A 14,977-nucleotide genomic window follows, 5' to 3' on the forward strand; every position below is an offset into this window, starting at 1 on the left:
AATTGTTGCATAAGTATAATTCTTGCATTATATATCTCTATAAGGTTAATTCAATTACTAAAAATATAATCCACAATTCAAGTATTATTTTTAATTTTATCCACATATAATCCTCATTCTATGGATAACTTCTATATTTAATCCTCTATATAAAATTAAACATATTTTTCAGAAAAGATCACTGTTAATAACCTTTTCTAAGAAATATGCCTAATTATAATTACCTTTAGCTTAAATTTATTTTAATTTAAAGGAACCTACCATTTCATCTAAATTATCTGAAGAATATTCTAATACTTCAGTAGCTTGCTTTAATTGTCTTATTTCAGATAATATCTTCTTAACCATTGTTAATGATTCTTCACTCTTGCTTGAGCTGTTTTCTGTGGATTGTTCTACTTTGTCTGCCATAGTGCTCACATTATTCATAACCTCTCCAACGCTTTCACTTTGAGTAGAAGTTATTTCAGCAATAGACTGCATAGAATTAGCAATTATATTTATATCCTCATTTATTTGATCAAAGGATTTAATTGATTTTTGTACACTTACTGTTGATATACTTACTTTATCATTTATTTCCCCCGCATATTCAAAAGTTGCTTGTGTTTGATTTCTAACTTGATTAATAACATTACTTATTGATTTAGTTGCAGCTTCTGTTTCAAGTGCTAGTTTTGATATTTCTCCTGCAACTACTGCAAATCCCTTTCCACTTTCACCAGCTCTTGCGGCCTCTATGGATGCATTAAGAGCTAAAAGTTGAGTCTGCTTACTAATATTACTTATGACATTTACAACTTCACTTATTTCTTTAGAATATCCTTGCAAAGTACTTATAGAGTTAACAGTTTTGCTTATTGTACTTTCTAAATCTTCCATATTATTTAATACTTCTTTTGATGCATTTTGTGTTGTTACTGCACCCTCATTAGTATCTTCTACTATTCTAGAAACTTCTAATATAAGGCTATCCATTTCTTGAATTGATGCTGTAATCTCTGAAAATTTACTTTTAGTATCTTGAAACACTAAATTTTGCTCCTTAGAATTTTCCAATAAACTCATAACTGTATTTTCAATTATCCCCATTCCTCTTCTAACATTACTTGTTATATTTGAAACTATATTTACTGATTTCTTTGTAGTACTTACTGATTTTTTTACTCTATATAACATGCTCATTTGATTATTTATAAATTTATTAAACCATCTAGATAATTCTCCAATTTCATCTGATGACATTTTATTGACCCTTTTTGTTAAATTTCCTTCACCTTCTGCTATCTCTTGTAATATATTTATCGTCCTGCTTAAAGGTGATGAAACCATCTTTTTAGAAATCACTAACGTTGATATTGATAAAATAATCCACATTGCTAAAGATGTAAATATACTCATATCTGGTGCAACTTTTGTAGTAACTAAGTTTATTAATATTAATACAGCTGACATAATTGATATGGCCATTGGCATTTTTAAATTTATACTTTGAAAGTTATATATTTCATCTATATCACCTTCACACATCATTCCCCAAACTTCATCACAATTAGGAGGTGTTATTAGAGTTCCTTTTCCTCCAACCATAATGTGTCTATAATCTGGATAACCAGGCCAACAATCTAAATTTTCTCCATTTTTAATTGTATTTGCAACACCTTGATGTAATTGATTAGTTGCGGGATCTGTAAATATAATTTCGAATTCAGTATGCTCTTTAATTTGTACCTTTCCCCATCTTTTCGTTTTCACACCCTCCTTAAGATTATCTCCCAAAGTAAAAGTATTATCTTCAAATCTACTCCTTGAAATAGCTGTTCCTGTTTTAATCCCTCTGTTGGATTTGACCATAAATAAATAGTTATCTCCAGAATCTTTATATATATGTGTATCCTCATCTTGAATTACATTGCTCATATCATCATTTAAAGTTCTACAGCATAATATCCTAATTTGCCCATCATGATTTTTACATCTACTTGAAAACATTAATGTTACATCATCAGCAAACTTTTTATTTTTTATATCTGTATCAAGACTTCTTTTATCTATATATGGTCCATACATTAATGGCTTATCTTCTAATCCAGCAGCAAAATTAGGCAAATCGCTCATATTTAATCCTACATGTTCTTTACATGAAGAAACAGAAACTATCCCATTTTCATCTAAAACAAATATTTCACAAAAATCTTCATATTTCTTTACATTCTCTACTAAATAATTGTTTACTATATCATTATTGTCCTCTAATGCTACCAGCGAATTCTTAATGTTTTCTAATTGTGCCCACTTATCGTTAAACCAATTTTCAAGTGCCTTTTTTCTTCCATTAGATATTCCTTCAAAAACTTTTTCTGAATGTTCTCTTAAATTACGATTAAGTAAATACTTAAATTTTAAATTCATATTTATTCCCCCCGAAAAAATATTGCTTATCTCTATATTGCTAAAAAATAAAAGCACAAATAAAGATTTTTCAACCTATATTTGTGCTACCATAGCCTTACTATTATTTTATTGTTGTTCTAATTATACTAAATATTTCATAATTTGTGAATTGTATTTTTTCATAAATAATATAAAAAGAAAAAGTTCTAACAAAATAGAACTTTTTCCAAATGATTTCATATAATTTTTATTTATTCAAATCTATTATTTTTCTTTTCCACAACACTTTTTATATTTCTTTCCACTTCCACATGGACATGCATCATTTCTTCCAACCTTATCTAAATTTCTTACAATTTTAGATTCCTTATATTCTTTTTGTATTTCGTTTCTCTTTTCTGCTGAAAAAATTCCATCCCATTGTGGTAATGTATATAAATATTCTGCTTTAGCATCTAACATATTGAAATATAAAGTTTCTAAGTTTATATCTAATACTAATTCTGTATCAGCATCAACAGTTTCAAGATCATATTGATTTTTTAAACTATCATTAATTCCATCCATAAATCCCATAGTGAACTCTACTGTAGAATTATATTCTTTAGCTAATTCATTAATAGTAGTCTTTTTAGCATTATTATGGTTAGCTAGTAAATCCTTATATATATTCTTTTCTAATTTACTATATTCATCCCAAAATGCATTTTCACCCTTAGTTTTTACATAGTCTACAACCATGTCAGTCCAATCTTTATATAAACTCATTTTTAAGTCCTCCTTAAAATCTTCTTTATTATATTTAATATTTATAAATTATAACCTATATTAATTAAATTTCTATATAACCACTAGGATTATGTCTATTTGCCATAGTTAATATTATGTCTTCCTTTTGCCTAATTCCATTTTCATTTAAAACATTTAAAACTGTTTGATATGCCAAATCAGGCTGATTATTTGTATTACTTAAATGTCCTAAAATAACTTTCTTATTGGTTGAAGTTTTATATAACTGAACTATAGCACTTCCACAATCCTCATTAGATAAATGTCCTATTTCACTAAGTATTCTTCTTTTTAAAGGATATGGATATGGCCCAAATTTAAGCATATTCACATCATGATTACTTTCAAGAAGAATAACTTCTGAATCTTTTATATTATCATAAATTTCTTTAGTAAATGTCCCAAAATCCGTTGCTACACTTATGTTTTTTTGACCCGAACTCACTGTATACCCCATTGGAGCTGCCGCATCATGTGGTATATTAAATGCTTTTATGCTCATATCACATATCTCAGTAACAGATCTTTTATCTATTACTTTTATGTTGTGCTCTTTTATCTTTCCAATAGAACTTTCCATGGCAGACCAAGTATCTGCATTTGCATATATAGGAATATCATATTTTCTTGATACAACACCTACACCTTTAACATGGTCACTATGTTCATGGGTTATAAAAATCCCATTAATTTCAGTTGGATTTTGGTTGATCTCCTGTAAAGCTGAATCGATCTTTTTACCTGGGAGTCCTGCATCTATTAATATCTTAGCTTTATCTGAAGCAATAAACATACTATTTCCGCTACTACCACTATATAAAGAACAAAATATCACGATAACCTCTCCCCCTTGGAAATTTTATTACTCCTCAACTTCTATTCTTCTAATATCTGCACCTAAAGCTCTAAACTTATTATCAATATGAGGATATCCTCTATCTATGTGCTCTATATTAGTAATTTCAGTTGTACCTTCTGCCACTAAACCAGCTATAACCATAGCCGCACCAGCTCTTAAGTCTGTTGCTTTTACTACAGCTCCAGTTAATTTTTGTGATCCATCTATAATTGCAACTCTGCCCTCAACTTTTATATTGGCACCCATCTTTTTTAACTCATCTATATGCTTGTGTCTATTTTCCCATATAGATTCAGTAATTAAACTTCTTCCTGGTACAGTACTTAGTAATGTTGACATTGGCTGTTGAATATCTGTTGGAAATCCAGGATATGGAGTTGTTTTTATATTTACGCCTTTAAGTGGACCTTTTACTGTAACTCGAAGAGAGTCATCCCCTTCTTCAATTACAGCTCCCATTTCTGTAAGCTTAGCAGTTATTGATTCCAAATGCTTTGGAATTACATTTTTTATATAAACATCTCCACCTGTAGCTACTGCTGCTATCATAAATGTACCTGCTTCAATTTGATCAGGTATCACACTATATGAGCAGCCCTTCATGCTTTCAACACCTTTAATTCTTATTATATCTGTTCCAGCACCCTTGATATCAGCACCCATTGAGTTTAAGAAGTTTGCTACATCAACTACATGAGGTTCCTTAGCTACATTTTCTAATACTGTAACTCCCTCTGCTAGTGTTGCTGCTATCATTACATTTATTGTCGCACCAACTGAAACTACATCAAAAAATATGTTAGCACCTTTTAATTTATCAGCTTTAACAATTGCAGCTCCATGCTCTATAACTACTTCAGCACCTAAAGCTTCAAATCCTTTTATATGCTGATCAATAGGTCTTACTCCTATTGAACAACCTCCTGGAAGAAGGACTTTAGCCTTTTTAAAGCGTGCCAATAAAGCCCCAATAAAATAATATGAGCCTCTCATTCTTCTTGCATCGTCTGTGCAAGCTTCAAAGTTATTTACATCAGTACTGTCTATTTCTAAAGTATTATTATCTATTTTAACTATATTACAACCTAAACTTCTAAGTATTCTCTCTAAGCAATGTACGTCTTCAATATCTGGTATGTTATCAATTGTGCATTTCCCATTACTTGCTAATATTGCTGCTGGTAATATTGCCACTGCAGCATTCTTAGCTCCGTTGATATCAACACTACCTTTAAGCAAGTTTCCACCGTTTATAACTAATCTTTCCATTGAATTCACCCTATCCATTAAATCTATATATAATCTATTTCTTCATAGTAATTTTTATTATTAAATAAATCCTTGTTTATTAAAAAAGTCTACTCGTACTATTATAACATAAACTGAATTTATTTAAATATATTTTTTAATCTATAAGCACTTTTTTCACCATAATTACTAGTCTAAAATAAATTAATCCTTACATTTTTTGTTATATTATTACTTTTATTTAATATTTTTCTTAATATTACATAATTATTATCCCAATTCACCAATTAATTATTCTTACAATCATATTCTTTTATATTACTTATTATGCTATAATAAGTAATATTCTAGTAATACACTATTTGAGATTGTGAGGGTTATCATGAAGTATTATATAGTTGCATTATTTGATGAAAATACATATCAAATAATATCTCCTATTCAAAAAAATATGTCAAAAAAATTTAGGGCTAATAGAAATTCACCGGCACCTTTTGTTTTATTATCAGCAATAGAAAATCCAAATTTAGATAAATTATATCCTATCGTTGATAAAATAGTGGCTCCTTATAAGAGTTTTAGAATTGATGCTAGTGATTCAGTATATTTATTTGAACCTACTAAAAGTATAAATTTAAAAGTTGATGATAAAGGTTACATAAAGAGACTTTCTCGTAGTTTATTTGATATGTTAGAACTTAATGGATTTAGTGTTAAATCTTTTGAAGATAACTTTGTTTCACTTGCTAATTTAGTTTACATTCCTAGAGATTACAAAAAGCAAAGTCTAAAATTAAATTTTCCGGATATATATGATGAAAATAGTTGTGTAAAACTAAGAATTAAGAGTATAGAAATATGGAAATTACCTACTGTTAAGAAGAATACACCATTAAAATCCTATGTTTTAAAAGATTTTTAAACTATACTCTGTTGTTTATATGCAATAATTTTAAATTAACAATAAGAAATAAAAGATTAGATTAAATATTAAGTTTTATATTTAATCTAGTCTTTTATCATTTTATTAGATTAAATAATTGATAAAATAATCAAAAAAAATAATAATTTATGAATTTTCTAAAAATATTTTTTCTGTATTCGTTTTCCGAACTTTAATTTACTTTAAAGATTTTGTAAAATAGTAGTATTACTAAAAGTACAGGAGGATTTATTATGAATATTCAACCACTATTTAAAGTACAAAAAAAATACAATGATAGTTTGTCAATAAACGAAGATTTAGACGCTCATAAATTGCAAGTACGTAAAAACTTAGAATTTGAAATTGCTCTTGGAGATTTAGCAAATGAAACTAATTGCTTTAACTACCTATTAAACAATTCTAATCCAATAAACATAACTTCTGTATTCCATAAATATATAACTTGTATTTCTCAGGTGTTGACTTTAGGGATTGACCACAAATACACAGATCTAATTGCAGTAACAATGAATCCCAACGATTATTGTCTAAGTGATCAATTTTTAAATTTATATATTGATACAAATGATTTAATTGCATCACCATCAATGGACCATTACTTAACTTTATTTGAAGATTTATTAAGTTTAGGGCTAACATTAGGTTTTTCAGAAGCTCAAATACAAAATCAATTTTTAAAAAGCTCAGATAAATTAGTAATGCTTTAATTGTTTATAACTTTTACATAATATACTTTTCTTTAATATAATATTTAGTTAACTTACGGGCATAATACTCCTGAGGTGATATTATGTTTGGAATATTATGCGCATTAATTTCTGGAGTTGCTATGAGTGTGCAAGGTGTGTTTAATACAAGGTTGGGAGAAAAAATAGGAGTATGGGAAACTACATTAATTGTTCAAGTTATTGCTCTTATAGTAAGTATTGTAGTTTTTTTCTTTCTACGAGATGGAGATTTTACTAACTTGAAGGAGGTAAACAAACTCTATTTATTAGGGGGAATCCTAGGAGTTGTAATCACTTTTACAGTAATGAAAAGCGTTAGTTCCATGGGACCTACCTTAGGTATCGGTATTATTTTAGTATCTCAATTACTTGTTGCTGCACTTATTGATGCTCTAGGATTATTTGGAAGTGATAAAATTAAGTTTTCCTTAAATCATTTTTTAGGTATTGCTATTATGATTATTGGTATTGTAATATTTAAATGGAATCATTAAGAAAGGAATGACATGCTTTGAATTTTTTTTCTAACATAAATTTTTTATTCCATTTAACAATTAATAATGTAAAAGAATATTTTAGCAAAAACCAGCCAATTAAATCTGATGATATTACTGAGAACTCTGTAAATTGGTTTGGTCATGCAACTACAGTTATTAATTTGGCTAACAAAATAATTATTACAGACCCTGTATTTTCGAGTTTATTAGGTTATTTTAAGAGATTACCAGAAAAGCCTGACTATTTATCTGATTTAAAAGTAGATTATATACTATTATCTCATGGCCACATGGATCACTTAAACTTTCCTTCATTAAAAAAGTTAAATAAGGACGCAACTATAATTGTCCCTAAAGGATATGTTCGCATTATGAAATCATTAGGCTTCAAAAATGTTGTATTGTTACACCCTGGCGACGTATATGATGATGGCTTTGTAAAAATTACTGCTTATGAAGCTAATCATGATGGGAGACGTTTTTATTTTGGCCAAGATAATGAAAGTATTTCTTATTTAATTGAACGTGAAAATAAAAGTGTATTTTTCGCTGGCGATACTGCTCTTACAGATAAATTTAAAAATATTAGCTGTGATATTGCATTAATGCCTGTTGGCTGCTATAAACCTGATAGATTTACATATATGCACTGCACTCCAGAGCAAAGTTATGAAATGTTTAAAATGATGAAATGTCCAATAATGATTCCAATTCATTATAAGACCTTCAAAATTTCTTTGGAAAACTTTAAAGAAACTGAAGAATCATTATTAAACTTAAATGACCAATCTATAAAAATTATAGATATTGGAGAAACTTATAGTTTTTAAATACATTTTAATTAAAATATCTTTTAACAAATAAGTGGTAGGTAATTATTCCAATTATTGTTCTATTACAATATAATGAGGAGTACTTAACCTGCCATTTATAATTTTCCATAATCAAATTTATTTTCACGTAGAGAATAAATTTATTTTAATTATATTAACAATAAATTTATTTTTCATATAATATATTGAAGTAATAATATTTTGGAGAAATATATGTTCTTATTTAAAAAGAAATTAGATCATAATCTACAATCCTATATATCCAAAAATGCTTTTAAAAATTACAGAGTGCTTATTCAATATAAAGATTTTCAATCTTCAATTGTAAAAAAGATCAGTTCATATAGAGGAACTGTTTTTCATATAATAGAATCTTCTAATCTTATAAGTGCAAGACTTAATTCACGAGGTATTGATAGGTTGTCAGAATATCCTGAAGTAAAAAAAATTTACTTAGATGAATACTTATTTTTATGTGGTATGAGCGTTACTACTGCCAACAAAGTTCATTTCTCAGAAAAATTTAATTTATCAGGTGCTGGAATTGGCATAGGACTTGTTGATAGTGGCATATATCCTCATCAGGATTTAACCTCCCCTAGCACTAAGATAGAATTCTTTGAAGATCTAATAAATAATTTCAAGTATCCATATGATGACAATGGCCACGGTACATCAATTGCAGGAATTCTATGCAGTAGTGGTTTATCGTCTAATAATATGTATAAAGGTATCTGCAATAAAAGTAAATTATATTGCTATAAAGCCTTTGATAAGCTTGGAAAAGGATTTGCCTCTGATATATTGTATTCAATTGAAAGTTTATCTAATAAATCTAAAGAAAATAACATAAAAGTATTATGTCTTCCCTTTGAACTTTTAACTCATAATACATTCATCATTTCTTGTTTTGATTTAACATTTAATTATGCTATCTCTAAAGGCTTGATTCCAATAGTGCCTAGCGGAAGTAATCTGAGTACTAAGACTTCTATAATGGGTATTGCAACTCTTCCAAGCTGCATTACTGTATCAGGATTAAACACAGCTTCACCAATTATAAAACCTTATGCTTACTCTTCTGAAGGTATTTATGTCAAATTAAATAAACCTAATTTATCTGCTGCTTGTGTTAATATTGTTTCCTTAAACTCTGACAATAATTACATTCCCGAAAAAAATGGCCTTAAGCTTTATCCTAACAGACTAGATATCGCATATAAGACTTTTACTGGTTCATCAATTGCTGTTGCTTATATTAGTGGTTTATGTGCTTTGCTATGCGAAAAAAATCCAGCTATGAGCTTCAAAGACATGAATTCATTGTTGAAAATTGCATGCGATCCTATTGATGATATCTCTAGTTCAATTCAAGGTGAAGGTTTAATAAATATACACAAACTTATAACTTAATTAATATTTCATACCTTATAGCATATTTTATAATATGCTATAATTATTTACATATAATATTTTTTTATTATAATTATTTAATATAATGTAAATGACAGACCATTTGAAAGGTTGGTGACATAAAAATGAGTACATTTATGTTAAAGAATAAATCTCTAAAATCTACTCCTGTAAGTAATATATTTCTCGAGAAATACATGCCTCAAGCTAGAGGTGAATTTGTAAAAATTTATTTATTAATGTTAAAACATAATATTTCTGGAGAATTAGGAATTAGCTCAACAATATTAGCTTCAGCATTAAATTTATTAGAATCTGATATTATAAATGCCCTTAATTATTGGAATGATCAAGGAGTTTTAAAGCTAACTAAAATAGATACTATGGGAAATTTTGATGTAGAATTTTTAGACTTAATAGAGGAACCAGTAAATACTAAAAAGGAAGTTGATTTACTTGAAGCCTTAGACAGTACTAGTACAAAGGATATGCTAAAAGACATTGAAACACTTTTAGCAAGACCCTTATCGCCAAATGAAATGTCTATTTACTTAAATTGGCAAAAGGAATTTGGCTTTTCCTCTGAATTAATTTTAATATTAATGGAATACTGTATATCAAAAGGCAAAAGTGATCCTAGATATATTGAAAAGGTAGCCTTGGCTTGGCATGATCAAAAAATAACAAATGTTGAGCAGGCACAAAACTTAATCAAAAAAACTGAAGATAAATGGCTTAACATAAGAAAGATATTAACCTACTTAGGTATAAATAATACTGATATAATGAAGCCACAACAAGATTTAATTGAGAAATGGCTTTTAATCTACAAATTTCCAAATGAAATTATAACTAAAGCCTGTGATATATGTTTTGAAAGATTAAGTAGAGCTGATTTCAAATACATCGATGGAATACTAACTAACTGGAATAAAAATAATATTAGAACGCTAGAAGATATAGCTCTTAAGGATACAAAAAATTCTAAAAATAATAATTATCAAAAAAATTATATCCGCAACAATAATAATGATAAATCAACTCCTAAATTCAATAATTTTGAAGCAAGGGAGTATGATTACGATTCCTTAGAAAAAAAACTTTTAGGATGGGATAATGATGATTAAAGGATATCAAACTGAAATTTTAAAAATATATGATAAAATTAGAGAAGATGAGGCTAAAGCTTTAAAACTTAGAAAGGCAGAAATTTCTGAGAAATTTCCAGAGATTATCGAATTAGATAATCAAATTCAGAAGTTATCTTTAAAAATGGCAGTGTCAATACTTAAATCTACTGATGGCGAAAAAGTAATTGATGAATTTAAAGAAAATATAACTGACTTAAGAGTAAAAAAGTGTGAAATGCTGGTTGAACGAGGATATGATCCTGAATACTTAAATTTACGTTACCATTGTACTAAATGTAAAGATACAGGCTTCATAGGACCTGTTAAGTGCAGTTGCTATAAGCAGAAATTAGTTAAATTGTATTATAAAAATTCTGAATTAGAAAATACAGTAGCATCCAATAACTTCGATAATTTCGATTTAAACTTATTTTCTAATCATAAACTTGGAGACGAAAAATTTACACCTCGAAAAAATATGGAAAATATTTTGCAATTTGTATTAAGAGAATATCTTCCTGACTTTTCAAAAATATCAACCAATATGTTATTTTACGGTAACCCAGGCAGTGGTAAAACTTATTTATCTTACTGCATAGCAAAAGCCATATTAGATCTTGGATATTTAGTTGTATACAAAACTTCTGATGAATTAATTAAGAATTTAAGAGAAATAAGATTCAATAACGATTCCTCACTAGAATCCTTGATTTTAGAATGTGACTTATTAATAATAGATGATTTAGGAGCAGAGCATCTTAACGAATTTTCTATAACTGAGTTATTCAATGTAATTAACAAGAGAATTCTTACAAATAAAAAAATGCTTATTTCTACTAATTTAACCTTACCAGGTATAACGAAACAATACAGTGAAAGAATTGCATCTAGATTAATTGGTGAATTTAAACTGTGCAAATTTTATTCTGAAGATATAAGGATAAAAAAGAATTTAGAAAAGAATAAATAACCCATTCCCTTTATAAAAAAGCTACTGCATATTACATGCCGTAGCTTTTTCTATTTCATAGTTCGTAATATATCTAAACAAAAAAATAAGTCCTAGTTAACACTAGAACTTATTTTACTTTGGCGACTCAGAAGGGGCTCGAACCCTCGACCTCCGGCGTGACAGGCCGGCACTCTAACCAACTGAGCTACTGAGCCATCTTATGGTGGGCACAACAGGGCTCGAACCTGTGACCCCCTGCTTGTAAGGCAGGTGCTCTCCCAGCTGAGCTATGCGCCCATAAGATAGATAAAATGGTGACTCCTAGGGGAATCGAACCCCTGTTACCACCGTGAAAGGGTGGTGTCTTAACCGCTTGACCAAGGAGCCATGCTTTGTATGGTTTCTTTAATCTTGAATGTTACAACCCATGTCCTTGAGTTATTCAAGCTGCTGACCACATAGACTATAATACATAAATTTAGATTCCGTGTCAACACATTTTTTCATTTTTTTTATTTTTATCTTGTCTGATATACTTTCTGTACTCATTTTATTAGCATTTTTTCACCATTTTCAATAATTTTATAAACATATAATTAAATTTCATTTACTCTTAGATTTTACTTTTTTTAAATATAGTTTTAATAATTTTAAATTTTTTTAGCTTAATATAATTATTTACATGTATAATTTCCCCTAACTATTATAAATCTATTTACAAATATTTATTAACATTAATACTTTTTTTAAATATAAATTTAATATCCATTTATTTTAACATACATATTACTATGATAAAATTTATAAAGACACATATAATTCATTGTAAGGAGAAATTAATTAATATGATATATCACGATTTAATAGTTGTTGGTGGCGGTGCATCTGGTTTAATGGCAGCAGTAGTTGCTAAAGACTTTGGCTTAGATGTAGCTATTGTTGAAGGTACTGATAGGATTGGAAAGAAAATTCTTGTAACTGGAAATGGACGTTGTAATATAAGTAATAAAAATATTACCTATCCTTATAAAAATTTTCATAGCGATAATAATAACTTTTTCCAAGATGCTTTAAGTAAGTTTTCAGTAGAAGATACTGAAAATATGTTTTTATCTCTTGGTTTACCATTTTCTAATTCTGTTAATGGTAAACTGTATCCAAAATCTCTTCAAGCTTCCTCTGTCATAGATATATTTAGAATGGCTATTGATGATAAAAATATACCATTGTATAACAATTGCCAAATTAATTCGATAACAAAAAAGAAAAACTTCATTTTATCTAGCAATAACGCTGAATATAATAATTTTTCTTGCAATAAACTTATTTTAAGCTGTGGAGGAAAATCTGCTGCAAAAACAGGTTCTGATGGTTCTGGCTACAAACTAAGTAAATCTCTTGGACACAGTATTAAAACACCTCTTCCAGGCATTGTTCAATTAAAATTAGATTATCCTTTTTTAAAAGCTCTATCAGGAATAAAATTTGATGGTTCCGCTTCTATTTTAATAAATGATGAACTTATGCGTACTGAAACAGGTGAAATACTCTTTACCGACTATGGTATTTCTGGTCCACCTATACTACAACTATCATCTTATGCCTCTAAAGCACTTTCAGAAAATGCTAAAGTTACTATACGATTAGACATGTTTCCATATGAAAGTAACGAAGATGTAGAGAATTTCTTATCTTCACATATTTCTATATTTAACCATAGAGAAATATCATCAGCATTGATTGGAGTAATAAATAAAAAATTAATTCCTACTATACTAAAAGATGTTGGTATAAAAGATATTCATTTGCCTTGCAGCAATTTAGACTGGAAATATATCAATAAATTGATTGCTAAATTTAAGAAATGGGATTTTAACTGTACAGGTACTAATGGATTTCCTAACGCCCAAGTTACTGTTGGTGGAATTGACACTAAGGAAATTAATAGCTTAACATTAGAATCTAAATTAGTTAAAAATCTCTATATCTGTGGTGAAGTCATGGATGTTCATGGTGATTGCGGTGGCTTTAACCTTCAGTGGGCGTGGAGTTCTGGTTATTTAGCCGCAAAATCTGCTGCTAGCAAATAAATAACTTAATAATAAAATTAGCTATAACAAACTTATAAATACTATTACGTTTGTTATAGCTAGTTTTCTTAAGGCACATGAAAATAAATAACAAGTCCAAAGCTACTATGAGATGTTCTTAAATGTAGCATAGCTACTCTTTTTAATGTGCACATTTTTCCCATTCAGCCTCTATTAATGCTGCGTCTACATCTTCAGCATTTCTTATTGTATGATATGACTTCAACTTATTATCATCTAGCACTTTTATTGTAGCCGATGATGATATAACTTCTCCATAATTAGTTTCCTTTTCAAAAATAACTTTAATTCTTCTAAGTTCATAATTATTAATAACATCAAGTGGAATTGCTTCCATGGCCCATTCAAAATACTTAACATTATTAACATGATTATTTGAATCAATATCACTATATCTAATGCTAAATTGTTTATTATATTGATTTTCATCAATTTTCTCTATTTTATCCATACTTATATTATAATCAATATCGCCATCAACACCATAAAAATCATATTGTTCTTGTTGTATTCTCATTGGTCTTCTTTTTTCAATATCAATTAAGAAAAATAAGGCTGATCCTTCCCCAATAATATTACCTGCTTCATCGTTGATTTTATAATTTCTTAATCCATAGAATTTTTTAAAACCTACAGGTTCTGTAGTAATACTTATGGTTTCTCCAAACAATGGGTATCTATGAATCTTTATATCATACTTATAAAATACCCAACCACAATTATTTTTTTTGCAATACTCAATTCCGCCTCCCAAACTCTCAGATTGCTGAGTACCTACATCCTCAAGAAAATTAATTATTGATGGTAATTTACATCTCATTTTTGAATTTACTTCATAATAATGTATTTCATATTTTTTTGTAAAACTTTTGCTCATATATATTTATTGCACGTACATAAAATCAATAATCCGCATATTTACCAAACACTAATTTAAACAAAATTTTAATTATGCGCTTTCTATAAGTGCAATAACCCTTCCCCCTTTCTAAAATTATTAATGATTTTGCCTATTCTCATATAATATTATCATAAGAATATGTTTAAATGTATTAAACATTCCATATTTACAAATAT

At 28.2% G+C, this 14,977-nt stretch carries 13 protein-coding genes and 3 tRNA genes; 8 read left to right on the forward strand and 8 right to left on the reverse strand.

Translation table 11 applies throughout. The features are described from left to right. Positions 1-237: 237 nt before the first annotated feature. From CSPA_RS28170 to CSPA_RS28185, 4 genes are all read right to left on the reverse strand, one after another. Complete coding sequence (locus CSPA_RS28170; protein ID WP_015395823.1) at positions 238-2,412, reverse strand: methyl-accepting chemotaxis protein; 2,175 nt, start codon at positions 2,410-2,412, stop codon at positions 238-240. Between the two features lie 246 nt (positions 2,413-2,658). Beyond that, positions 2,659-3,162 (reverse strand): SEC-C metal-binding domain-containing protein, encoded by a 504-nt coding sequence (locus tag CSPA_RS28175; protein ID WP_015395824.1) that lies wholly within the window; start codon positions 3,160-3,162, stop codon positions 2,659-2,661. Between the two features lie 64 nt (positions 3,163-3,226). Beyond that, the gene (locus tag CSPA_RS28180; protein WP_015395825.1) at positions 3,227-4,018 is read right to left on the reverse strand and encodes an MBL fold metallo-hydrolase; all 792 of its coding nucleotides are present in this window, start codon (positions 4,016-4,018) and stop codon (positions 3,227-3,229) included. A 27-nt stretch (positions 4,019-4,045) separates the two neighbouring features. Further along, complete coding sequence (locus tag CSPA_RS28185) at positions 4,046-5,311, reverse strand: UDP-N-acetylglucosamine 1-carboxyvinyltransferase (protein WP_015395826.1); 1,266 nt, start codon at positions 5,309-5,311, stop codon at positions 4,046-4,048. Between the two features lie 361 nt (positions 5,312-5,672). Here CSPA_RS28185 and CSPA_RS28190 point away from each other — a divergent pair, with 361 nt between their 5' ends. The 7 genes from CSPA_RS28190 (at position 5,673) to CSPA_RS28220 (ending at position 11,807) form a co-directional block, all read left to right on the forward strand. Further along, the gene (locus CSPA_RS28190) at positions 5,673-6,212 is read left to right on the forward strand and encodes a hypothetical protein (protein ID WP_015395827.1); all 540 of its coding nucleotides are present in this window, start codon (positions 5,673-5,675) and stop codon (positions 6,210-6,212) included. Between the two features lie 254 nt (positions 6,213-6,466). Next, positions 6,467-6,943, forward strand: a complete 477-nt coding sequence (locus tag CSPA_RS28195) for a dUTP diphosphatase (RefSeq protein WP_015395828.1) — start codon at positions 6,467-6,469, stop codon at positions 6,941-6,943. Positions 6,944-7,026: 83 nt separating this feature from the next. Next, positions 7,027-7,458, forward strand: a complete 432-nt coding sequence (locus CSPA_RS28200) for a DMT family transporter (protein ID WP_015395829.1) — start codon at positions 7,027-7,029, stop codon at positions 7,456-7,458. A gap of 17 nt (positions 7,459-7,475) precedes the next feature. Beyond that, complete coding sequence (locus CSPA_RS28205) at positions 7,476-8,291, forward strand: MBL fold metallo-hydrolase (RefSeq protein WP_015395830.1); 816 nt, start codon at positions 7,476-7,478, stop codon at positions 8,289-8,291. 216 nt (positions 8,292-8,507) lie between these two features. Next, positions 8,508-9,707: a S8 family serine peptidase gene (locus CSPA_RS28210; RefSeq protein WP_015395831.1), complete on the forward strand. Its 1,200-nt coding sequence runs from the start codon at positions 8,508-8,510 to the stop codon at positions 9,705-9,707. Between the two features lie 125 nt (positions 9,708-9,832). Further along, positions 9,833-10,834: a DnaD domain protein gene (locus CSPA_RS28215; RefSeq protein ID WP_017810890.1), complete on the forward strand. Its 1,002-nt coding sequence runs from the start codon at positions 9,833-9,835 to the stop codon at positions 10,832-10,834. Beyond that, positions 10,827-11,807, forward strand: coding sequence for an ATP-binding protein (locus tag CSPA_RS28220; RefSeq protein ID WP_017810889.1), 981 nt, complete (start codon positions 10,827-10,829; stop codon positions 11,805-11,807). The genes CSPA_RS28215 and CSPA_RS28220 overlap by 8 nt, the downstream gene beginning before the upstream one ends. Positions 11,808-11,927: 120 nt before the next feature. Here CSPA_RS28220 and CSPA_RS28225 read toward each other — a convergent pair. The 3 genes from CSPA_RS28225 to CSPA_RS28235 form a co-directional block, all read right to left on the reverse strand. Further along, a tRNA-Asp gene (locus CSPA_RS28225) sits at positions 11,928-12,004 on the reverse strand. 6 nt (positions 12,005-12,010) lie between these two features. Continuing rightward, a tRNA-Val gene (locus tag CSPA_RS28230) sits at positions 12,011-12,086 on the reverse strand. A 15-nt stretch (positions 12,087-12,101) separates the two neighbouring features. Next, positions 12,102-12,176: transfer RNA gene (locus CSPA_RS28235), tRNA-Glu, on the reverse strand. Between the two features lie 458 nt (positions 12,177-12,634). Between CSPA_RS28235 and CSPA_RS28240 the strand changes: the two genes are divergently transcribed. Further along, complete coding sequence (locus CSPA_RS28240; RefSeq protein WP_015395834.1) at positions 12,635-13,879, forward strand: BaiN/RdsA family NAD(P)/FAD-dependent oxidoreductase; 1,245 nt, start codon at positions 12,635-12,637, stop codon at positions 13,877-13,879. Between the two features lie 142 nt (positions 13,880-14,021). On the opposite strand, the gene CSPA_RS28245 is transcribed toward CSPA_RS28240, so the two are convergent. Further along, positions 14,022-14,777, reverse strand: coding sequence for an acyl-[acyl-carrier-protein] thioesterase (locus CSPA_RS28245; RefSeq protein WP_015395835.1), 756 nt, complete (start codon positions 14,775-14,777; stop codon positions 14,022-14,024). Positions 14,778-14,977 lie beyond the last annotated feature (200 nt).

This window comes from Clostridium saccharoperbutylacetonicum N1-4(HMT) (assembly GCF_000340885.1).
GTDB lineage: Bacteria > Bacillota > Clostridia > Clostridiales > Clostridiaceae > Clostridium > Clostridium saccharoperbutylacetonicum.